This window comes from Streptomyces sp. NPDC030165 (assembly GCF_055573595.1).
In genome coordinates, this window is sequence record NZ_JBVIBD010000002.1 from 67451 (window position 1) to 88429 (window position 20979).

Genomic DNA, 20979 nt, shown 5'->3' on the forward strand with positions numbered 1-20979 from the left:
CCGCGGGGTCAGCCGCGTACGGCCGCGATGGCCTCGGCCAGTGCGGTGGGGACGTCGGGCACGAGCGCGTGGACTCCGTCGCGTACGACCTGGCGGCCGCCGACCACCGTGTGGCGCACATCGGCCCCGGAGGCGGCGAATACGGCCGTCTCGGCGCCCAGCCGGGGCAGCGGGCCCGCGGTGCGTACGGAGTCCAGCGCGATCGTGGTGAGGTCGGCGAGCGCGCCGCGCTCGATGGTGCCCGCCTCGTCCCAGCCCAGCGCGGCGTGGCCGTCGGCGGTCGCGGCGCGCAGCAGGGCGGCGGCGGTCCAGTGGCCGCGGGTGCGGGTGCGCAGCCGTTCGTCCAGCTCCATCGCGCGGGCCTCTTCGAAGAGGTCGATGACGGCGTGGCTGTCGCTGCCGAGGGACAGGGGGCTGCCGGCGGCCTGGAGCTGGACGGCGGGGCCGATGCCGTCGGCGAGGTCGCGTTCGGTGGTGGGGCACATGCACACGCCGGTGGTGGCGGCGCCCAGCAGCCGGACGTCCTCGCCGGTGAGGTGGGTGGCGTGCACGGCGGTGGTGCGGCGGCCCAGGATGCCGTGCTCGGCGAGCAGTTCGGTGGGGGTGCAGCCGTGTGCCTCGCGGCAGGCGTCGTTCTCGGCGGTCTGCTCGGAGAGGTGGACGTGCAGCGGTGCCTGCCGCCGGCCGGCCCACTCCGCGACGGTGCTCAGCTGGCCGGCCGGTACGGCGCGTACGGAGTGCACGGCCGCCCCGATGCGGGCGTGCGGGCGGCCGTCCTTCAGGGCGGCGGCCCGCTCGGCCCAGGCGTCGGCGGTGCCGTCGCAGAAGCGCAGCTGGTGGTGGTTGGGCGCGGCGCCGAAGCCGGCGGAGAGATAGGCCGTGTCCAGCAGGGTGATACGGATGCCCGCCTCGTCGGCGGCGGCGATCAGGGCTTCGCCCATCGCGTTGGGGTCGGCGTAACGGGAGCCGCCGGGCCCGTGGTGGAGGTAGTGGAATTCGCCGACGCAGGTGATGCCCGTGAGCGCCATCTCCGCGTACACGGCCCGTGCGAGGGCGTAATAGGAATCGGGGGTGAGCTGGGAGGCGACCTGGTACATGACCTCGCGCCAGGTCCAGAAGGTGCCGGAGCCGACCTGGACGGTGCCGCGCAGGGCGCGGTGGAAGGCGTGCGAGTGGGCGTTGGCGAGGCCGGGGAGCGTCAGGCCGCGCAGGGTGACGGCGCCGGGCGGCGGCGCGGGGACCTCGGTCCGTACGGCGCTGATGCGGCCGTCGGCCGGGTCCACGTCCACGGCCACGCCCGGCTCGACGTGCGTGCCGAGCCAGGCGTGTTCCAGCCAGTACGTCTTCGGGGCGGCCGGCCCGGGCCCGTCGCCTCCGGGTCGCGGGGTCGGCTCGGCTTCCTGCGGCGTCAGCGGCACGCCAGGCCCTCCAGTACGTCGGCGAGTGCGGTCACCCCGGCGAGGCAGTCGTCCTCGGCCGCGCGTTCGGCGGGTGAGTGCGAGACGCCGGTGGGATTGCGTACGAACAGCATGGCGGTGGGGACGGTGGCGGACAGAATACCCGCGTCGTGTCCGGCGCCGGTGCCCAGCACGGGCACCTCGCGGGCGCCGCCCGGGCGGCGGTCCGCCGTGCGGGTGAGGATCGTGGCCAGCTCGTCCCGCAGCGCGTGCCCGAACTCGATGACGGGGGTGAAGGATTCACGGGTGACCCGGACGTCGACGCCGTCGCGCTCGCCGCGCTCGGCGGCCTCCCGCTCGATGGCGGCGATGACGGTGTCCAGCGTCTCCTGGTCGGCGGCGCGGGAGTCCAGCCAGCCGCGGACCAGCGACGGGATGGCGTTGACGCCGTTCGGCTCGACGCTGATCTTGCCGAAGGTGGCCAGCGCGCCGGCCAGTTCGGCGCTCTTGCGGGCGGCGAGCACGGTCGCCGCGTAGGTGAGCATCGGGTCGCGCCGGTCCGCAAGGCGGGTGGTGCCGGCGTGGTTGGCCTCGCCGTGGAAGTCGAACCGCCAGCGGCCGTGCGGCCAGATGGCGGAGGCGATGCCCACGGGGTCGCCGGTCAGGTCGAGGGCGCGGCCCTGTTCGACGTGGAGTTCGACGAACGCGCCGATACGGGACAGGCGGTCGGGGTCCGGGCCGATGGCGTCCGGGTCGTGGCCGGCCCGCTCCATGGCCTGCGGCAGCGACACGCCGTCGCCGTCCCGCAGCTGGTGGGCCGCCTCGACGGTGAGCTGACCGGCGCTGAGCCGGGAGCCGACACAGGCCAGGCCGAAGCGGGCGCCTTCCTCGTCGCCGAAGTTGACGATCGCCAGCGGCTTGGCGGGCGTGGCGCCGCGGCGGCGCAGTTCGTCGAGCGCCGCGAAGGAGGAGACGACGCCGAGCGGGCCGTCGAAGGCGCCGCCGTCCGGGACGGAGTCCAGGTGGGAGCCGGTGACGACGGCTTCGCCGGGGGCCACGTCCGCGGCGGACGCGGCGCCGAGCCAGGCCCACTGGTTGCCGTTGCGGTCCTGCTCGTAGGAGAGGCCGCGGGTCCGGGCCTGGGCCTCGAACCAGGCCCGGCAGTCGGCGTCCGCGCCGGTCCAGGCGAAGCGGCGGTAACCGCCGGTGCCGGTGTGCCGGCCGATGGGCGCGAGGTCGCGCCACATCTCGTGGAAGGACGGCGCGTCCGCACCGGCGGCGCCCGCGCCGGCCGCGTACGGCCCTGCCGAGCCCGCACCAGCCGTGCCCCGCCCTGCCGTGCCCGGACCGCCCCGGTCCACCGGCCCGCCGACGGGCCCGGCGCCGCCCCCCGGGCTGCCCGCCGGGCTCCCCGTCCGCCCGGTGGCGTCCGCCGTCGGGCCGTCGTACGGCGGGGTCACTCGCCCTCCCGCATCGGGATGCGCACGCCGCGCTCGGCCGCGACCTCGTCGGCGCGCTCGTATCCGGCGTCGACGTGGCGGATGACACCCATGCCCGGGTCGTTGGTCAGCACCCGGCGGATCTTCTCGCCGGCCAGCGGGGTGCCGTCGGCGACCGTGACCTGCCCGGCGTGGATCGAGCGGCCCATGCCGACGCCGCCGCCGTGGTGCAGGGAGACCCACGAGGCGCCGGAGGCGACGTTGACCATGGCGTTGAGCAGCGGCCAGTCGGCGATGGCGTCGGAGCCGTCGAGCATCGCCTCGGTCTCCCGGTACGGGGAGGCCACCGAGCCGCAGTCCAGGTGGTCGCGGCCGATGGCCAGCGGCGCCCGGAGGGTGCCGTCGGCGACCATGTCGTTGAAGCGCTCGCCCGCCTTGTCGCGCTCGCCGTAGCCGAGCCAGCAGATCCGGGCGGGCAGGCCCTGGAAGTGCACCCGCTCGCCGGCCAGTTTGATCCACCGGGCGAGGGACTCGTTCTCCGGGAAGAGGTCCAGGATCGCCCGGTCGGTGGCGGCGATGTCCTGGGGGTCGCCGGACAGCGCGGCCCAGCGGAACGGCCCCTTGCCCTCGGCGAACAGCGGCCGGATGTAGGCGGGCACGAAGCCGGGGAAGGCGAAGGCGCGCTTGTACCCGGCGAGTTCGGCCTCGCCGCGGATGGAGTTGCCGTAGTCGAAGACCTCGGCGCCGGCGTCCATGAAGCCGACCATGGCCTCCACGTGGCGGGCCATCGACTCGCGGGCCCGGCGGGTGAAGTCGGCGGGCTGCTCGGCCGCGTAGGTGGCCATGTCCGCGAAGTCCACGCCCAGCGGGAGGTAGGCCAGCGGGTCGTGGGCGGAGGTCTGGTCGGTGACGATGTCGATGGGCGCGCCGTCGGCGAGCATCTGCGGCAGCAGTTCCGCGGCGTTGCCCAGCAGCCCGATGGAGAGCGGTTTGCGCTGGTCACGGGCCTCGACGGCGAGCTGCAGGGCGTGCTGGAGGCTGTCGGCCCGCACGTCCAGATAGCGGTGTTCGATGCGCCGCTCGATGGCGCGCGGGTCGCAGTCGATGCAGATCGCGACGCCGTCGTTCATCGTGACGGCGAGGGGCTGGGCGCCGCCCATGCCGCCGAGCCCGGCGGTCAGGGTGATCGTCCCGGCGAGCGAGCCGTTGAACTTCTTCGCGGCGACGGCGGCGAACGTCTCGTACGTGCCCTGCAGGATGCCCTGGGTACCGATGTAGATCCACGAACCGGCGGTCATCTGCCCGTACATGGTCAGGCCGAGGGCCTCCAGGCGCCGGAACTCCTCCCAGTTGGCCCAGTCGCCCACCAGGTTGGAGTTGGCGATCAGCACCCGCGGCGCCCATTCGTGCGTCTGCATGACGCCGACCGGCCGGCCGGACTGGACGAGCATCGTCTCGTCCTGCTCGAGCGTGGTCAGGGTGCGCACCATCGCGTCGAAGGAGCGCCAGTCGCGGGCGGCCTTGCCGGTGCCGCCGTAGACGACGAGCTGGTCCGGGTGCTCGGCGACCTCCGGGTCGAGGTTGTTCTGCAGCATGCGCAGCGCGGCTTCCTGCTGCCATCCCCGGGCGCTCAGTTCCGTACCGCGCGGTGCCCGCACGGGTCGCGGTCCTGACATGGGCCGTGCCTCCCTGACGTCGATGCGAGTGGATCGAGCGATGCGCGCGAAGGAGACGCACAGCATCTGGATCGAGCTATTCACATCTTGGAGCGTTGAATATGGCTAGTCAACAGGTCGGGGCGGGTCGCGCGCCGCCCCGACCCTCCGGCCAGGGCCTCAGCGCACCGTCTGGTCCCCGTCCGGCACGTCCGTCACCGTCACCTTCGCGCGCGGCTGCCCCAGGCCGTCCGCCACTGCCGCCGCCAGGCCCTCAGGATCGGGCTCCGTCGGATACGGCACGGCCTCCCCGTCCCCGTAGCTCTCCACCGCCTTGGTGAAATAGCCGGGAAGCCAGGCGCCGACCGCGCCCCTGACCTCCACCGCGGTCACGTCCCGGCCGCCCACCCGGTCCCGCAGGGCGGCGAGGATGCGGTCGGATCGGTACTCCCCCGGCACCTGGAACAGGCTGGCGTGCGCCCCCACCAGGCCGCCGCCCGCGAGCCGCACCGTCACGGTCAGACAGCTGGTCACGCTCGGGTAGACCAGCGTGCCGCCGGGACCGGCCTCCCGGACCTGGCCCTCGGTGATCCGTACGGCCGGGGCGGAAGCCGGGGCCGTACGCGTGCCCGGAGCCGGCACCACGCCCGCCCACGAAGCCGACGTCCCCGAACCCGCCGTGCCCGAAGCCGACGTCCCCGCAGCTCCCGAAGCCGACACCCCATGAGCCGCCGCCCCCGCAGCCGCCGCCGTCCCGGTCTGCAACGCCAGTGCCGCGACCGTCGCGATCGCCGCGACCGCCACGGCCGGCGCGCACGTCCCCCGCCGCGCCCGCCGCCGGCCCGGTCCCGGTATTTCCTTGCTGAACATGTGCTCCGCTCCCTCTTCGCCCGTGCGCGACGGCCGCGCACGACAGCTCACCCTCGCAGTCGCTCCCTACAGCACGAAGCCCCGGGGGAACGGGTCGGTCGGGTCGAGGACGTAGCGGGCCGTGCCCGTGATCCAGGCCCGCCCGGTGACCGTGGGCACCACCGCCGCCCGCCCGCCGACCCGCCCTGTTCCCACCAGCCGGCCGGTGAAGCGGGTGCCGATCAGGGACTCGTTGACGAAGGGCCGGTGCAGCGGGAGTGCGCCGCGTGCGTGGAGCTGGGCCATCCGGGCGCTGGTGCCGGTGCCGCAGGGCGAGCGGTCGAGCCAGCCGGGGTGGATGACCATGGCGTTACGGGCGTCCGAGCCGTCCGGTCCCGGCGTGCCGGGGGCGGTGAACTGTACGTGCCGGCAGCCGGCGATGGCCGGGTCGGCGGGGTGCACGGGCCGGTCCCGGTCGTCGACGGCGGCCATGACGGCCAGTCCGGCGGCGAGGATGTCGTCCAGGTGGGAGGCGGCGAACGGGATGCCCAGCGCGGCGAGCGGGGTGATCGCGTAGAAGTTGCCGCCGTACGCCAGGTCGTAGCGGACCTCGCCGAAGCCGGGGACCTTGACCACGGCGTCGAGTTCGTGCGCGTACGAGGGGACGTTGTGCAGGGTGACGTGCTCGGCGCGGCCGTCGCGCACCGCGACCCGGGCCGCCACCAGCCCGGCCGGGGTGTCCAGCCGTACGGTCGTGACGGGCTCGGTGACCTTCACCAAACCCGTCTCGACCAGCACCGTCGCGACGCCGATCGTGCCGTGGCCGCACATCGGCAGGCATCCGGAGACCTCGATGTAGACGACGCCCCAGTCGGCGTCGGGGCGGGTCGGCGGCTGCAGGATCGCCCCGCTCATCGCGGGATGGCCGCGCGGTTCGTTGACCAGCAACTGGCGGATGTGGTCGAGGTGGTCGACGAAGTACCGGCGGCGGTCGGCCATGGTCGCGCCGGGGATGGTGCCGGCGCCGTCCGTGATGACGCGCGTCGGCATGCCTTCGGTGTGCGAGTCCACGGCGGTGAAGGTGTGCACGGTGCGGGCGGCGAACGGGGGTGGTGTGCCGTCCGCCCTCACCGTCCGGCCGCTTTCGCCCAGATCTCCAGTGCCTGGACGGCGCCGCGCATGTCCGCGTCCAGTTGCCGCCGGTGTTCGGGCAGCAGCGGGCCGCGCGGCGGCCGGCAGGGTCCGCCGTACCGGCCCACCAGGTCCATCGCGCGCTTGATGGCCTGCACGAACTCGGTGCGCGAGTCCCACCGGAACGCGGCGACCAGCGGTTCGTACAGCTCCCGCGCCTCGGCCACGCGGCCCGCCCGCGCCAGCTCGTACAGGCGCACGGACTCGGCGGGGAAGACGTTGGGGAAGCCGGCGAACCAGCCGGTGGCGCCCATGAGCAGCGCTTCCAGCACCAGGTCGTCGGCGCCCGCCACCACGTCCAGGCCGGGGGCCTGCTCCTTGATGTGCAGCACCCGGCGGATGTCTCCCGAGAACTCCTTGACGGCCATGACCCCGTCGATCGCGGCGACCTCGCGCAGCGTCTCCGGTGTCAGGTCGACCTTCGTATCGAGCGGGTTGTTGTAGACCATCACCGGCAGGCCGGCCGCCGCGACCTCCTCGAAGTGCCGCACGATCTCGCCGGTGTTGGCCCGGTAGAGGGTGGGCGGCAGGCACAGCACCCCGTCCGCGCCGTCCTCGGCCGCCAGCTCCGCCCAGTGCCGCGCCTGGTGCGAGCCGACACCGTGCACGCCCACGACGACCAGCGCGTCCCGCCCCACCGCCGCGACGGCCGTACGGGCCACCGCGCGCCGTTCGTCGTCGGTGAGCGAGGAGTACTCGCCGAGCGACCCGTTCGGCCCGACGCCGTGGCAGCCGCTGTCGACGAGCCAGCGGCAGTGCTCGGCGTACCGGTCGAGGTCGGGCCGGAGCCCGGCGGGGGCGCTCCGGTCCTCGGCGTACGGGAGGGTCGTGGCGACGATGACGCCGGTCAGGGGCGCACGGGAGGCGGCGGTGCGGGACGTGTGGGGCTGCGGCGTCGCGTGATCCGTCATGGCGAGTCCTCTCGGTACGGCGGGATCGGGGGCACGGGGCCGGGTGCGGCCAGGTCCGCGAGGCGGACCGGCTGGGCTATCGGGCGTCGGTCGGCCGTCTGGGGGTCGGGGAGGGTGTCCGGGCCGCACAGCGCGGCCGCGTTACGGGCGCAGGTCCGGCCCTGGCAGGGGCCCAGGCCGACGCGCGTGGCGAGCTTGAACGTGCACATGCCATCCGCCGCGAGCCCGCCCCCGCCACCCGCGCCGTCCGCGTCCCCGCCGCCCCCGTCCCGCTGCCCCGCCGCCGTACGCAGCACGCCGTACGGGATCTCCTCGCAGCGGCAGACGAGCGTGTCGTCGCCGAGCCAGGTGTGCCACCCGGCGCGTACGGGGTGGGCGGCGGCGAGCAGGCGGGCGAAGCGGCGGCCCGCGAGGACCCGCCGCCGGGCGGCCGAGGCGCGCGCGGCCACATCGGCTGCCGCCGCGCCGGTCACCGCCGCGGGCGCCGCCCGGCGGGCCGCCGCCAGCCCCGCCAGTTCGCCCTCCGCCGCGGCGAGTGCCGCACCGCCGACGCCGGTGGGCTCGCCCGCCGCGTACACGCCGGGGACGGAGGTCCGCTGCCAGGCGTCCACCGCGACCCAGGTGTTGTCGCGCAGTGCGCAGCCGGCGGCGAGGGCGAGTTCCAGTTGAGGGGTGAAGCCGTAGCCGACGCAGAGCGCGTCCACGCCCTCGATGCGGCGTTCGGTGCCGGGCCTGATCCGCCAGTCGGCGGTCAGGCGGGCCACTGTCACGGCCTCGACGCGGTCCCGTCCGTGCGCCGCCACGACGGCCTGGCGGGGCCGGTAGGGGACGCGGTGCCGCGCCATTCCGGCGGCGTACGCGAGGAGTTCGGGCAGCTTGCCGCGCCCGTCGCTGAGCGCGGCCACGGGCGCGCGCAGCCAGGCGGCGGGCGTTCCCGCCTCGTACACCCCGAGGACGCGTGCGCCCACGGTGAGCAGCGACGACGCGACCGGCAGCAGGAACGGTCCGGTACCGGAGACCACCACGCGGCGGCCGACCGCCGTCCGCTGCCCCTTGGCGAGGGCCTGGGCCGCGCCCGCCGTGACGACGCCCGGCAGGTCCCAGCCGGGGAACGGCAGGGCCCGGTCGTACGCGCCGGTGCACAGGACGAGCGCGGCGGCGCGCAGCGTGTGCGGCGTACGGCCGGGGGCGTCGGCGGGGCCTTGCAGGGCGTGGACGGTCCAGCCGCCGGCTGTACGGGCGCGTGAGTCCGACGGGGAATCGCCGTTCATACGGGTGCGTGAGTCCGACGGGACGTCATCGTCCGTACGGGCACGCGAGTCCGGCGGAGAGCCGCCATCCCTCCGGCCCCGCGGCCCCGAAGGCTCCAGCGCCCAGACCGTGCACCCCGGCAGCCATTCGATGCCCGGATGCTCCTGTACGGCCCGTACCGCCGCGCTCCGGGCCGGGCCGTCCGCCGCCTGCCGGTGGAACTGCCCGCCGGGCCGTTCCCCGTCGTCCACCAGCACCACTCGCGCCCCGGCCCCGGCCGCCGCCAGCGCCGCCGCCATGCCCGCGGGCCCGGCGCCCACGACGGCCACCGGGACCGTCACGTCCCGCGCGGGCACCGGGGCAGCGGGCTCCGGCGGCAGGCACGGCAGTCGCGCCCCTTCCTGGGTCTCGATGCGGTCGCCCGCCGCGACCACGCGCCGGCAGGCCCGTACGTCCGGTACGCCGTTGACGACGACCAGGCAGTCGTGGCAGACGCCGATGCCGCAGAAGACGCCGCGCGGGCGGCCGCCGCGGGTGGTCCGCCAGGCGGCGCGTCCCGCGTCCAGCAGGAGCGAGGCGGCCGTCTGGCCGGGCCGTGCCCACTGTGCGGCGCCGTCCACCGTCACGCGGAACACCGCGCCTCCTCCGCCAGTCCCGGCCGTGCCACCCGGTACGGCTCCGGGTCCAGGCGTGGCCGCTCGCCCGCGTACAGCTGGGCGAGGAGTTCGCCGGTCGCCGGTGCCAGTCCGATGCCCGCGCCTTCGTGCCCGGTGGCGTGCCAAAGGCCCGGCAGGCGCGGGTCGGGGCCGATGACCGGGAGGTGGTCGGGGGTGTACGGGCGGAAGCCGCCGTATGCGCGGATCACCGGGACGCGGCCCAGCACCGGGAACAACGCCACGGCCTTGCGGGCGAGTTCGCGCAGGACGGCGGCGCGGAAACGTTCCTCGAAACCGGTCCGCTCCCGGCTGGAGCCGATGAGCACGGTGCCGCCCCGCGTGGCCTCGACGACCGTCGAGGTCCGCAGGTCGGCGTCGCCGCTGCCGACGGCGCCCACGTAGCCCGCGTCGTACACCTTGTGCCGGACCGTGCCCGGCGGCAGCGGCGCGGTGACCAGCACCAGGCCCCGGCGCGGCTGGACCGGCAGCGGCGCGCCCGCCTCCCGCGCGAACCGGCCCGCCCACGGCCCGCAGGCGTTGACGACCGCGCCGCACGGCAGCGTCCCGGCCGAGGTGCGCAGCGCCGTCACCCGCCCGTCCGCGCCGCGCTCGACGCCCAGCGCCCGCACGCCGGCGCGCAGTGTGCCGCCACGCCGCCGTACGGCGCCGAGCAGCGCGGTGGCCGCCGCGACCGGCTGGATCTGGGCGTCCTGCGGGTAGTGGACGGCGGCCAGGACGTCCGGCGCGAGGTGCGGCTCGTAGCCGTGTACGTCGCCCGGGCCGGCCTCGTGGGCGGTGACCCCGGCGGCCCGCTGGGCGGTGGCGAACCCGGCCAGCGCCCGTGCGCCCGCCTCCCCGCGGGCGACGACCAGGCCGCCCTTCGTCTCGTACTCGCACCGCTCGGTGAGCCGCACGCCCGGTTCGCCGCCCAGTTCGTCGTCCAGCTCCGCGAGCAGCCGCGGCCAGCGGGCGGACGAGGCCAGCGCCAGGTCCAGTTCGGGTCCTGGCGGCTTGTCGGAGACCAGGAGGTTGCCCTCGCCGTGGGCCGTCGTGCCGGAGGCGAGCGGCGCGCGGTCCAGGACGGTGACCCGTACGCCGCGCCGGGTGAGCGCCTCGGCGCAGGCCGCCCCGATGATGCCGCTGCCGACCACGGCCACGTCGGGGTACGGGGGCCGGGGCGGGTGCGGGAGGCCGTGACGCACCGCCGGTCTCGCCTGGACGTGCCGGTATCGCATGGACCCGCACCACCGTTCCGCGTTCGCGCGAAGGGACCCCTCGTGAGAGCGCCGCGACGCTATTGCCGTGTGCCGGGGAGGTCAACACCGCCTGCGCGCGGGCCGGTCGATGGCGGCCACGGCGGGCAGGTGGTGGAGTGGTGGCATGAGCCCCGCGACGCCCCCGCCCCCGCCCTCCCCGGACTCGCCCGACTCCCCCGGCTCCCCTCCTCCGGACTCCTCGTCCGCCCCTGTGGGCACACCGGCCGCCGAGGGCCCCGCCCTACGGGACCGCGCCGTGGCGGCAGCCGTCGCCCAGGGCCTGGTCAGCGCCACCGCCACCGTCGCGGGCCTCCTGGACATCACCGGAATCCGCCGTTCCGCCGCCGAACTCCGCGCCGCGTTCGAAGAGTTCACCGCCCCCGGCACGCCGGTCCTGCACGCCTTCGCCGTCAAGGCCGCCTCACTCGTCCCCGTACTGCGACTGCTCGCGCAGGAAGGGCTGGGATGCGAGGTGGCCAGCCCCGGCGAGCTGGCACTGGCCCGCGCGGCCGGTGTCCCGTCCGCCCATACCGTGCTGGACTCGCCCGCCAAGACCCACGCGGAGCTGCGCGAGGCGCTCACCCTCGGCATCGCCGTCAACGCCGACAGCTTCGGCGAACTGGACCGCCTGGACGCCCTGACCGCCGCCGCGCCGACCGCCTCACCGCTGGGGCTGCGCGTCAACCCGCAGCTCGGCGGCGGCAGCATCGACGCGATGAGCACCGCCACCGGCACGTCGAAGTTCGGGGTGGCGCTGCGCGACGAGGACGCCCGCGAGCGCGTCGTACGGGCCTTCCTGGACCGCCCCTGGCTGACGCGCCTGCACGCCCACGTCGGCTCCCAGGGGATGCCGCCGGCGCTGATGGCGGACGGTGTGCGCGTCCTGTACGAGCTGGCCGAGGAGATCAACGAGAAGGCCGCGCGCGCCCAGGTCACCACCCTGGACATCGGTGGCGGCCTGCCGGTGAACTTCGCGTCGGACGAGGTGGCGCCGACGTACCGCGCGTACGCCCGGCTGCTGCACCGCACCGTGCCGGGGCTCTTCGACGGCCGCTACGGGCTGGTCACCGAGTTCGGCCGCTCGCTGCTCGCCAAGCACGGCCTGGTCCTGGCCCGCGTCGAGTACACCAAGTCCGCCGGCGGCCGGCGCATCGCGGTCACCCACGCGGGCGCGCAGATCGCCACCCGTACCGTCTTCGCGCCCGGCTCCTGGCCGGTACGGGTGGCCGCATACGACGCGCAGGGGCGTCCCAGGACCGGCGAGCCGGTCGCCCAGGACGTGGCCGGACCCTGCTGCTTCGCGGGCGACCTGGTCGCACGGAACCGGCCGCTGCCGCCCCTGGAGCCCGGCGACCACGTCGCCCTCCTGGACACCGGCGCGTACTACTTCTCCACCCACTTCGCGTACAACTCGCTCCCGCGGGCCGGGGTGCACGGGTACGCGCCGGGCCCGGACGGCACCCTGCGCTGGGCGACCGTGCGCGCGGCGCAGCGCACGGACGAACTGGTCGCCGAGAGCGGCGGCGGCCACGCGGACGCGCTCACCCAGCTCTAAAAATCTTCCCGGGCGGGCATGTCCGGCTCATGCGGACCCCCTCCACGGACACTCCGGGACCGGCCGGCCCTGACACCCCGCTGCGCCGCGCCATCGGCCCGAAACTACTGGTCCTGCTGGTGGTCGGGGACATCCTCGGCACCGGCGTGTACGCCGTCACCGGCAAGGTCGCGGGCAAGGTCGGCGGTGCCCTGTGGCTGCCCTTCGTGATCGGCTTCGGCATCGCCGCGCTGACCGCCGCCTCGTACGTGGAGCTGGTCGGCAAGTACCCGAAGGCGGCGGGTGCCGCGCTCTACACCCAGAAGGCGTTCCGGGTGCCGTTCCTGACGTTCCTCGTCGCCTTCATGGTGATGTGCTCGGGCCTGTCCTCGGCGAGCGCCGCGGCCCGCGCGTTCAGCGGCGACTATCTGCGCGCCTTCGCCGACCTGCCGCCGACCCTGGTGGCGGTGGTGTTCGTCCTGGCGCTGGCCGCGCTGAACCTGCGGGGCGTGGCGGAGTCGGTGAAGGCGAACGTGGTGCTGACCCTGGTCGAGGTCTCCGGCCTGCTGATCATCATCGGGCTGGGGGTGTACGCGGTGTGGACGGGCGGCGGGGAGCCGGCGCGGCTGGCCGAGCTGGACACCGACGGTACCGGCTTCGCGGTGCTGACCGGCGTGCTGGGCGCCACCGGCCTCGCCTTCTTCGCCTTCCTCGGGTTCGAGGACTCGGTGAACATGGCGGAGGAGACCGAGCACCCCGGCCGCGACTTCCCCCGCGCGATCTTTCTCGGGGTGGGGATCACCGGCACCGTCTACGTCCTGGTCGCCCTGGTCTCCTCGCTGCTGGTCGACCACCGGCGACTCCAGGGGTCGTCGGCGCCGCTGCTGGAGGTGGTGCACGCCGGCGGAGGGGCGTTCCCGCCGACGGTGTTCGCGCTGATGGCGCTGTGCGCCGTCACCAACTCCGCGCTGATCAACATGATGATGGCCTCCCGGCTCTGTTACGGGATGGCCAACGAACGCATCCTGCCGCGCACCGTGGCCCGCGTCCTGCCGGTCCGGCGCACGCCCGTCGTCGGCATCGCGCTGACCACGGTGCTGGCCCTGGGCCTGGTCCTCACCGGCGAGATCGAGGGGCTCGGCGACACGACGGCGTTCCTGCTGCTGTGCGTCTTCGCGGTCGTCAACGTGGCGGTACTGGTACTGCGCCGCGACCGGGTGCCGCACCGCCACTTCCGTACGCCGACCGTCCTTCCGGTGCTCGGCGCCGCCGGGGCCCTCGTCCTGGCCAGTCCGCTCGCCGACCGGGCGGTGGAGGTGTACGTACGGGCCGCCGTCCTGGTGGTGATCGGCGTCGCCCTGTGGGGTGTGAACCGGCTCGTCATGCGCGCCCGGGGCGAGTGAGTCCCGGGCCGCCCCGAAGCGAGCGGTCCCCGCCCCGTGCCGGCGTCAGACCCCCGCGGCCTTCGCCTTCGGCCGGTCCGCCTTGGCCCGGCCCGTCCTGGTCCGGTTCCCCTTCGGCCGGTCCGCCTTCGCCCGGTGCGCCTTCGCCCCTCCCGGGCGCGCGTCCTTGGCCGCCACGCCGGTCGTCAGGTAGCCGCGTACGTCCCGGCCGGCGGGCCCGCCGCGTACGGCCGCCTCCGTACGGACCCACAGCAGCGCGTCGTGCTCCCTTTCCCAGCGGCCCAGCCACAGCGCCTTGGCCCACAGCCCGAGCCCCGCCCCGGCCAGCAGCATCCCGCCGGCCGCGGGCAGCGCGAACGAGGAGCCGGCCGCGGCCAGGAAGGCGAGCAGCAGCCACCAGCGGTGGGCGCGCCGCCAGACCCGCAGCGTCACGGCGCGGTCCTGGAGGATCGCCGACTTCCCGGCCCGGGACGCCGCCTTCGCCAGTTGCGTGTACCGCTTGCGGCGCACCGCGAAGACCCCGTACGCCGCGACGATGAACAGCGCGGCCCCGGCGAACACCCCGATCCGCCGCCCGGTCAGTCCCGGCACCAGTGTGCCGGCCCCCGCAGCCAGCAGACCCGGCCACCACAGCCACCCGGCCGGCGCCCGCACCAGCACCGCCACCCGCGCCAGCGCCACAGCCCCGCGACCCACGACAACCTCCTCGCTCCACGATCCGGCTACGGATCCGCCTCACGGCGGCGGATGGTAGCCAGTCCGTCTGAGAATTCCGTGAAGCCGGAGAGGCGCGGTACGTGCGCCGGGCGGCTCACTCCACGAACAGGCCCCGCTCCGCCGCCTTCGCGTCGAACTCCTCCAGCCGCGCCTGCGCGTCCGGCAGCGCGTCGCACATCGCCTCCAGCAGGACCCGGCCGAGCAGCATCGGCGCGCAGGCCGTGTCGAAGGCGAGGCCGGTGCCGACCGCGGCGGGCAGCAGCAGGTCCGTGTGACGGGCGACCGGCGCGAAGGCGCTGTCCGCGACGGTGACGACGGTCAGGCCGGCGGCGCGCGCGTACTCCAGGGCGTCCACGACCTCGCGCGGGTGTCGCGGCAGCGCGAAGCACAGCAGGGTGCTCGCGCCCGCCCGCACGGCCGCGTCGATGCGGTCGGTGAGCATCGTGCCGCCCTCGTCGAGCAGCCGGACGTCCGGGTGGACCTTGCGGGCGAAGTACGCGAAGCCGGCGGCCTGCGCGGTCGCGGCGCGCAGGCCGAGGACCGGCAGCGGCCGGGAGGCCGCGAAGAGCCGGCCGGCCCGGACCACCGGGCCCGGGTCGGCGAGGACCGCCGCGAGGTGCCGCAGGTTGTCGATCTCGGCCTGCACGGCCTGCTGGTACTCGTTGTACCGCTCGCTGCCGCGCGCCGTCGTGGCGGGCGCGACCTCGCGCAGGTGCTTGCGCAGCGCCGGGTAGCCGTCGAAGCCGAGCGCGACCGCGAAGCGGGTCACGGACGGCTGGCTGACCCCGGCCAGTTCGGCCAGCTCGACGCTGGAGAGGAAGGGCGCGTCGGCGGCCCGGCGCACCATGCAGTGCGCGATGCGCCGCTGGGTCGGGGTGAGGCGGTGCCCTTCGAAGAGCTTCTGGAGGCGCGCCGCCGTGCCGGTGGCGGCGCCGGGTCCGGGCGCGGGGGACTCCCGCGCGTCCGCGTTCGCGTTCGCCGCCGTACCGCCGCGGTCCCCGCTGCGGTCCTCGCCGTCGTCCCCGTTCATCGCTGCCTCCCGGCCGTGTTCGCGGCCGTGCTCCCGGCCTTCGTGTCGTTGCTGGTCGTATCGGTTGTGGTCGTATCGGTTCCGGTCGTACGGGGCGGCGTGGCGCGCGGCCCCGTCCCGCCGCCCGCGCGGCTCCCGTTCCGCCGCCCGACTGTACGTAATCGGGGCGCGGTCCCCGTGCCCCTCTCCCCGCTTCTCACCGCTTCTTCCGCTTCTCCCCGCTTCTTCCCGCTTCACAGCGCAGCCAGCCCGTCCAGCAGGCCCTCCGCCACCGCCACGTCCCCCGTCGGCGGCCGGTCCTCCGTCCGCGCGTCGAGCGCCCCGGCAGCGAGGGCGAAGGCGCGCGCCGCCGGAACACCCGGCTCGGGCTCCAGCGAGCGCATGCGCAACGCCCGTACGGCCGCGTATTCGAGGATCATCACGCCGGAGCCGGCCGGCGCGTGGTCCCCGAGGAACGGCCGCAGCCGGGTGAGGTCCGGCTCGGAGAGCGCGGCGAGGCGGGCCGTGGCCAGCAGCCCGGCCTGGAGGACGGCGAGCCGGAAGCCGTCCAGGGCGAGGGCGGCCTGTCCGAGGGTGAGAGCGCTGCTGCGGATGAAGGCGAGCGCGACGTTGCCGTCCAGGGGGAGAGGGCCGGGCGCCCGGGCGCCGCCCGGCGTCACCCAGGGGTGCTCACCGGCGAGCGCCGGCCCGGCCTGCCCGTCGCCGACGGCGGCCACGTCCTCGGTCCGGTTGGCGCCGACGCCGGTGCTGCGCCCGTAGACCCGCCCGGTGGCGGCGAGCCGGCGGGCGGTCTCCCGGGGCTTCCGCGCGTACGCCAGGTGTCCGCGGGTGAGCCGGGCAGGCCGGGCCGTACGCTCCGCGAGCCCGGCGATCCCGCCCGCGCCGGGGCTTCGCCCGACGAGCACGACGGTGGGCAGGGGCCCGGAGGCGGGCGGCCGGGCGGCGCGCACATCCCCCGGCGCACGGCCGGGCCGCCTCCCCTGCCCCGAGGTCCGGGACGCCATGGCCTCGAACCCCCTTCCCGCGCCCGGCGGACGCTCCCGGCATCTATTCACTCATCCCGACTCTGCATGACCATATACAGGCCGGACAAGAGGCCGGGCCGGGAACGCGGATGCGGAAAGGAGGAAGGGGGGAAGGGGGGCAAGGGCGGCGCCGGTCCGTCAGAGCGGCTCAGGCCCGTTGAGGGCCCCGAGCCGGGCATGCGCGTCCACCTCGGTATGGGTACCGCTGGCAACCACCCGCCCGGACTCCAGCACCACCACGGAGTCGGCGGCCCGGATCGTGGACGGCCGGTGGGCGATCACCAGGAGGGTGCACTCGCTGGAGACCTGCTCGATCGTGCGGGTCAGGGCCGCTTCGTTCGCGGCGTCCAGCTGAGAGGTCGGCTCGTCGAGCAGCAGCAGCCGGGGACGGGGCAGCAGCGCGCGGGCGATGGCCACCCGCTGCCGCTCACCGCCCGAGAGCAGGTCTCCGTGTTCGCCGACCGGCGCGTCCAGTCCCTTCGGCAGCCGGCGCACCACGGAGTCCAGACCCGCCAGCTCCACGACCCGGCGTACCTCCTCCTCGTCGGCGTCGGGCTTGGCGTACGCGATGTTCTCGCGCAGCGAGCCGTGCAGGACCGGGGCGCTCTGCTCGACCAGGCTCATCAGGGAACGGCACCGGTCGATGCTCATGCCGTCCGTGATGTCCACGCCGTCGAGCAGGATCCGCCCCCGGTCCGGCTCGTAGAACCGGGCGAGCAGGGAGAAGACCGTGGACTTGCCGGCGCCGGAGGGGCCGACCAGCGCCACGTGCGTGTTGCGCGGCACGGTGAAGGAGACGTCGCGCAGCACCGGGCGGTCCGGTTCGTAGCCGAAGCAGACGTCCCGGAACTCGACGGCGGGCGTCGCGCCGTCGGCCGGCGGCGGAGGTTCGCGCAGGACCGCGGCCGTCGCGGCGTGGCCGGTCTCCGCGGGCAGCTGTGCCACGCCCTCGATGCGCTGCAGAGCGGCCATGCCCCGCTGCAGCGTGGCCATGACGTCGAACAGGTTGGCCATCGGGCCCGACACGTAGGAGATGTACAGCAGGAACCCGACCATCTCGGCCAGGGAGGACTGGCCGTCCGCCACCCGGATGCCGCCGACCACCAGCACCGCCATCATCGAGCCGTGCATGGCGAGCGTCATCGACGGCCCGACCACCGCTTCCCGCTTGGCGGCCTGCAGGTTCTGCTCGTACGCCTGCCGCGCCAGCCGCCCGATCCGCTCGCGCTCCCGGTCCTCGGCCCGCATGACGCGTACGGTCCGGATCGCCGAGAGCGCCCGCTCCAGCTCGGACGACATGGCACCCAGACTGTCCTGCGCGTCCTCCGCGGCCTTGCGGATGCCGGCCAGGACCAGCATCGTCAGCCCGCCGATCGCACCGACGATCACCAGGACCATGAGGAACAGGCCGGCGTCCAGCCAGAGCATCATGCCGACGCCGCCGATGATGACGAAGATGCCGACGACGACCTCGGACAGGTCGTAGGCGATCGAGTCCCGCAGCAGCGTGGTGTCGCTGGTGGTACGGGTCAGCAGGTCCCCGAGCCGGTGCTTCTCGTAGCGGCGCATGGGCAGCCGCAGCATCTTGTCGACGATGCGCATCCGCAGGTGCAGCACCAGCCCCTCACTGGTGCGCTCCAGCGAGTAGTGCGCGAGCGCCGAGAGCGCCGCCTCGACGAGGAAGACCACGCCGAGCACGACGGTCAGCAGCAGGTAGGGGCGGCCGGCGGAGAACTGGTCGATGGTCTTCGTGGCGAGCAGCGGCTGGGCCAGACCCATGACCGCGCCCAGCAAGGAGAGTGCCAGGGCCACGGCAAGTGCCTTGCGGTGTCCGCGAGTCACCCGCACGAGGTCCCGGACCCCTAACCGCAGGGATTCCACCGACTGTGATTCCTCGTCCCCGTCCGGGGCCCCGGCGCCAGCCTCCTCCAGCTCGTCGGCATCGCTCCTGCGAGTGGACCGGAAGCTCGTCAACACGTGCTCTTCCTCCTCAACCGTCTCGCGGCTCGACCGACATCAGCGGGTGGAAGGAGTCGATGCCCGGCCCTTCCTCCACGGCACGCCCCTCGGCCTCGACCCAGGCGTGCGCGCCGAACGGCGCGGTCCGGGCCCCTACGCGCCAGACCGGCCAGTGCCCTCGCATGCGGCACAGTAGCGCGGTGGCGATCGACCGTGGCAGGCACCCTTTCCCCGCACATGTCACGCTCACCGCGACCACGGCCTGACGCGCCCGACGCGCCTGCCCGTAGTCGGCCCCGCCCGCCCGGCCGCGCAGCCGGGTCAGGATGACGCGGATGTGCCGGGGCGGCAGCCGGGACAGCGCCAGAGCTGCCGCGACGGCGACCCGCGCCGACAGACGGGTGCCCACGGGAATCGGTTCACTGATGCGGAACAGGGTCTCGGGAGTGCTCATGCGCGCACCGCCAGTTCCGCGGCGCTGAGCTGTTCGACCAGCTCACGGATGTCACGGGCGGCCTGCTCGGCGCGCACCTCGCCCGCGGCGCCGTCGCCGTCGCCGACGAGCACACGGGCCACCTCGTGCTCGCCGGCGCCTTCCAGCAGCATCCGCAGGGTGAGCGACGCGCTGTGGTTGAGCTGCCAGTACTCGCCCGACCGCTGGTCGAGCAGCACACCGCCGTCCGCGGTCTCGGCCAGCGAGACGTTCTCCCGCAGTCGCAAGGTCATCGGGCTGCCTCCACGCCGGTCCGGTCGGCTGTCACCGGCTCGATGCTCAGGTGATCGAGATCGCGCAGCCACCGTTCGCAGCTGAACGTCATGGACATCGCGTACGGGGTGAAGAGCCGGATCTGGAACCCGGTGCAGATGGCACGCAGCTTCGCCGGGTCGATCAGCCCGAGTGCGGCGAGGCGGGAGTCCTCGCACAGTTCGGCGAGTTTGCCGATGTTCGTGCGGATGCCCGCGTGCTCCACGTTCGAACCTTCGGCCTTGGTCGTACGGCCCAGTGACCGTTCCGGCACGATTCCGCGCATCGCCGCACGCAGCAGCGGTTTGTACGTCCACGGTGTGCGCCGCTCATGCGCCCGGGCCGACATGCAGGCGTTGATGACCGCGTCGTCCAGATAGGGCGAGGTGAGCCTGACTCCCTCCGCCGCGTACAGCGAAGCGGTGCCCCGGACCAGGCTCGCGCACAGCCTGATGCCCCAGATGGTGTGGTGCGCGGTCCAGTTGCGGCCGTGCTGCCGTGCGTTCCTGGCTTCCTCCCCGAGCAGGTTGCGCATGGCCGCCACCGCGTCGGGTGTGGCCCACGGAGGGAGTTGGAGCAGGGACGACGCGCCCTCGTCCGTGTCGTCCAGGGGTGAGGCGACGATGCGCCGGGCGCGGTCGGCCAGCCAGACGGGGTAGGGACGCCGCTGTTCGAGCGCCATGCGTCCGATGTCGGACCAGGTCCAGTGCTCCAGGGCCCGGTAGCCGCGCAGGTAGGACAGTGCGGTCATGGGGCGGGTGCGGAGGATGTCGAACACCCCCGTCGAGCCGCCGGGCAGCGTCTCGTCCCCTCCGTCGCCGGTGAGGTGGGCCTGTGAGCCCTGGGCGCCGACCCGCTTGGCGATCGCCCGGTAGATGGTCCGGTCCTCCACCCCGGGGAACGGCTCTTCGCCCGGCGGCCCCGGCTTGAGGAGGTCCCCGTACGAGGTGGGCAGGTCCGCGAAGGAGACCTCCAGCCGTCGGATGCCCGGCAGGTTCTCCGCGGCGAGGTCCGCCCACTTCGGGTCGTCGTCGCCCAGGTCCGCCGCCAGCGTGGTCAGGGTGGTCAGCGGGCTTCCGGCCCTGGCGAGGAGGAAGCAGAGTGTGGTGGAGTCCAGGCCGCCGGACAGGTCGGCGGTCAGCCGGAGTCCGGAGTCGACCCGGGCCTGGACCGCGTCCGACAGGGCGCTGCGCAGCCCGGCAGCCGCCTCGTCGAGCGGCAGGTCGTCCGCGGGCGGCGTCCAGCGAAGGGTCGTCCGCGCAGTGCCCTGCGGCCCGATGACGAGGGAGTGGTCCTCCTCCACGGCGCTGATGCCGTGCCACAGGGGCGTGTTGACGGTGTGGAGCGCCACCTCCGAGAGCAACAGCCGTAACAGCAGCCGCTGCTCGTCGACGTCGGCGCCGGCGAGGGCGGCCAGTGCGTCCGCGCGGGTGGCGGCGACCGTCACGCCGCCGATCCGGGTGTGGACCAGCCTGCGCAGCCCGGAGAGGGTGCCCTGCGACCGGGTCGTGCCGTCCACCGTGGCCAGCAGGTGGAAGCAGCCGGCCAGTTTGTCCTGTGCGCCGTCCAGTTCGGCGACGTGCCGGATACGGGCGGCGATGCCGGTGAGCCGCGCCGAGTCCGCCGTACAGAAGCCGAGGGTCGCCACCTTGGTGGGTCCGGCCGCGCCGACGCGGAGGTCCGCCGGGTCCCATTCACCGATGAGCCACGGCCGGCCGGACGGGTGGTCCACCCGCTGCGCCGCCGGGCCGAGCCGGGCGGCGATCGCCGCTGAGTCCACATGGTCCGGGAGGATGACGAGCCACTCGCCGGAGCGGTCGAATTGTTTCATGGAATGAATTCCCCATCCAGGCACCTGATTATGGGTGCGGTGGGGGGGGGGGGGGGGGGGGGGGGGGGGGGGGGGAGAGGGGAAAAAAAAAAGAAAAGAAGACAAACAAGCAAAAAAAAGTACAAACAAA

The 20979-nt window shown here is 74.7% G+C and carries 17 protein-coding genes; 2 read left to right on the plus strand and 15 right to left on the minus strand.

What is annotated here, in order from left to right; all coding sequences use genetic code 11:
• Positions 1–8 precede the first annotated feature (8 nt).
• From ACZ4Z1_RS03505 to ACZ4Z1_RS03540, 8 genes are all read right to left on the minus strand, one after another.
• Positions 9–1334 carry a formimidoylglutamate deiminase gene (locus tag ACZ4Z1_RS03505; RefSeq protein ID WP_468485390.1) on the minus strand — a complete coding sequence of 442 codons (1326 nt, stop codon included), beginning with the start codon at positions 1332–1334 and terminating at the stop codon, positions 9–11.
• A 74-nt stretch (positions 1335–1408) separates the two neighbouring features.
• Positions 1409–2644 carry an allantoate amidohydrolase gene (locus ACZ4Z1_RS03510; RefSeq protein ID WP_468485391.1) on the minus strand — a complete coding sequence of 412 codons (1236 nt, stop codon included), beginning with the start codon at positions 2642–2644 and terminating at the stop codon, positions 1409–1411.
• A 209-nt stretch (positions 2645–2853) separates the two neighbouring features.
• On the minus strand, positions 2854–4512 hold the full coding sequence (hutU, locus tag ACZ4Z1_RS03515) for a urocanate hydratase (RefSeq protein ID WP_468484914.1): 1659 nt from the start codon (positions 4510–4512) through the stop codon (positions 2854–2856).
• A 159-nt stretch (positions 4513–4671) separates the two neighbouring features.
• A complete protein-coding gene (locus ACZ4Z1_RS03520) occupies positions 4672–5361 on the minus strand; it encodes a hypothetical protein (RefSeq protein ID WP_468484915.1) in 690 nt (229 codons plus the stop codon).
• Between the two features lie 66 nt (positions 5362–5427).
• Positions 5428–6471, minus strand: a complete 1044-nt coding sequence (locus ACZ4Z1_RS03525) for a proline racemase family protein (protein ID WP_468484916.1) — start codon at positions 6469–6471, stop codon at positions 5428–5430.
• Positions 6468–7442, minus strand: coding sequence for a dihydrodipicolinate synthase family protein (locus ACZ4Z1_RS03530; RefSeq protein ID WP_468484917.1), 975 nt, complete (start codon positions 7440–7442; stop codon positions 6468–6470). Before ACZ4Z1_RS03530 ends, ACZ4Z1_RS03525 begins: the two co-directional genes overlap by 4 nt.
• Positions 7439–9328: an FAD-dependent oxidoreductase gene (locus ACZ4Z1_RS03535; protein ID WP_468484918.1), complete on the minus strand. Its 1890-nt coding sequence runs from the start codon at positions 9326–9328 to the stop codon at positions 7439–7441. Before ACZ4Z1_RS03535 ends, ACZ4Z1_RS03530 begins: the two co-directional genes overlap by 4 nt.
• A complete protein-coding gene (locus tag ACZ4Z1_RS03540; RefSeq protein ID WP_468484919.1) occupies positions 9316–10584 on the minus strand; it encodes an NAD(P)/FAD-dependent oxidoreductase in 1269 nt (422 codons plus the stop codon). Before ACZ4Z1_RS03540 ends, ACZ4Z1_RS03535 begins: the two co-directional genes overlap by 13 nt.
• Before the next feature lie 145 nt (positions 10585–10729).
• Here ACZ4Z1_RS03540 and ACZ4Z1_RS03545 point away from each other — a divergent pair, with 145 nt between their 5' ends.
• Both ACZ4Z1_RS03545 and ACZ4Z1_RS03550 read left to right on the plus strand, forming a co-directional pair.
• On the plus strand, positions 10730–12160 hold the full coding sequence (locus tag ACZ4Z1_RS03545; RefSeq protein ID WP_468484920.1) for a type III PLP-dependent enzyme domain-containing protein: 1431 nt from the start codon (positions 10730–10732) through the stop codon (positions 12158–12160).
• Positions 12161–12189: 29 nt separating this feature from the next.
• Positions 12190–13542, plus strand: a complete 1353-nt coding sequence (locus ACZ4Z1_RS03550; RefSeq protein WP_468484921.1) for an APC family permease — start codon at positions 12190–12192, stop codon at positions 13540–13542.
• 45 nt (positions 13543–13587) lie between these two features.
• On the opposite strand, the gene ACZ4Z1_RS03555 is transcribed toward ACZ4Z1_RS03550, so the two are convergent.
• From ACZ4Z1_RS03555 to ACZ4Z1_RS03585, 7 genes are all read right to left on the minus strand, one after another.
• A complete protein-coding gene (locus ACZ4Z1_RS03555) occupies positions 13588–14238 on the minus strand; it encodes a hypothetical protein (RefSeq protein ID WP_468484922.1) in 651 nt (216 codons plus the stop codon).
• A 115-nt stretch (positions 14239–14353) separates the two neighbouring features.
• On the minus strand, positions 14354–15289 hold the full coding sequence (locus tag ACZ4Z1_RS03560; RefSeq protein WP_468484923.1) for a MurR/RpiR family transcriptional regulator: 936 nt from the start codon (positions 15287–15289) through the stop codon (positions 14354–14356).
• Between the two features lie 233 nt (positions 15290–15522).
• Positions 15523–16293: a hypothetical protein gene (locus ACZ4Z1_RS03565; RefSeq protein ID WP_468484924.1), complete on the minus strand. Its 771-nt coding sequence runs from the start codon at positions 16291–16293 to the stop codon at positions 15523–15525.
• Between the two features lie 159 nt (positions 16294–16452).
• Positions 16453–18126, minus strand: a complete 1674-nt coding sequence (locus ACZ4Z1_RS03570) for an ABC transporter ATP-binding protein (protein WP_468484925.1) — start codon at positions 18124–18126, stop codon at positions 16453–16455.
• Between the two features lie 178 nt (positions 18127–18304).
• A complete protein-coding gene (locus ACZ4Z1_RS03575) occupies positions 18305–18727 on the minus strand; it encodes a lasso peptide biosynthesis B2 protein (RefSeq protein WP_468484926.1) in 423 nt (140 codons plus the stop codon).
• Positions 18724–18999 (minus strand): lasso peptide biosynthesis PqqD family chaperone, encoded by a 276-nt coding sequence (locus ACZ4Z1_RS03580; protein ID WP_468484927.1) that lies wholly within the window; start codon positions 18997–18999, stop codon positions 18724–18726. The genes ACZ4Z1_RS03575 and ACZ4Z1_RS03580 overlap by 4 nt, the downstream gene beginning before the upstream one ends.
• Positions 18996–20849 carry an asparagine synthase-related protein gene (locus tag ACZ4Z1_RS03585; protein ID WP_468484928.1) on the minus strand — a complete coding sequence of 618 codons (1854 nt, stop codon included), beginning with the start codon at positions 20847–20849 and terminating at the stop codon, positions 18996–18998. The genes ACZ4Z1_RS03580 and ACZ4Z1_RS03585 overlap by 4 nt, the downstream gene beginning before the upstream one ends.
• Positions 20850–20979 lie beyond the last annotated feature (130 nt).

What these genes read in the sequence shown, in the direction of transcription:
- ACZ4Z1_RS03510 (WP_468485391.1), bottom strand. Translation starts at nt 2,644, where the DNA reads ATGTGGCGCGACCTCGCGCCCATCGGCCGGCACACCGGCACCGGCGGT.
- hutU (WP_468484914.1), bottom strand. Translation starts at nt 4,512, where the DNA reads ATGTCAGGACCGCGACCCGTGCGGGCACCGCGCGGTACGGAACTGAGC.
- ACZ4Z1_RS03520 (WP_468484915.1), bottom strand. Translation starts at nt 5,361, where the DNA reads ATGTTCAGCAAGGAAATACCGGGACCGGGCCGGCGGCGGGCGCGGCGG.
- ACZ4Z1_RS03530 (WP_468484917.1), bottom strand. Translation starts at nt 7,442, where the DNA reads ATGACGGATCACGCGACGCCGCAGCCCCACACGTCCCGCACCGCCGCC.
- ACZ4Z1_RS03540 (WP_468484919.1), bottom strand. Translation starts at nt 10,584, where the DNA reads ATGCGATACCGGCACGTCCAGGCGAGACCGGCGGTGCGTCACGGCCTC.
- ACZ4Z1_RS03545 (WP_468484920.1), top strand. Translation starts at nt 10,730, where the DNA reads ATGAGCCCCGCGACGCCCCCGCCCCCGCCCTCCCCGGACTCGCCCGAC.
- ACZ4Z1_RS03550 (WP_468484921.1), top strand. Translation starts at nt 12,190, where the DNA reads ATGCGGACCCCCTCCACGGACACTCCGGGACCGGCCGGCCCTGACACC.
- ACZ4Z1_RS03560 (WP_468484923.1), bottom strand. Translation starts at nt 15,289, where the DNA reads ATGAACGGGGACGACGGCGAGGACCGCAGCGGGGACCGCGGCGGTACG.
- ACZ4Z1_RS03565 (WP_468484924.1), bottom strand. Translation starts at nt 16,293, where the DNA reads ATGGCGTCCCGGACCTCGGGGCAGGGGAGGCGGCCCGGCCGTGCGCCG.
- ACZ4Z1_RS03575 (WP_468484926.1), bottom strand. Translation starts at nt 18,727, where the DNA reads ATGAGCACTCCCGAGACCCTGTTCCGCATCAGTGAACCGATTCCCGTG.
- ACZ4Z1_RS03580 (WP_468484927.1), bottom strand. Translation starts at nt 18,999, where the DNA reads ATGACCTTGCGACTGCGGGAGAACGTCTCGCTGGCCGAGACCGCGGAC.
- ACZ4Z1_RS03585 (WP_468484928.1), bottom strand. Translation starts at nt 20,849, where the DNA reads ATGAAACAATTCGACCGCTCCGGCGAGTGGCTCGTCATCCTCCCGGAC.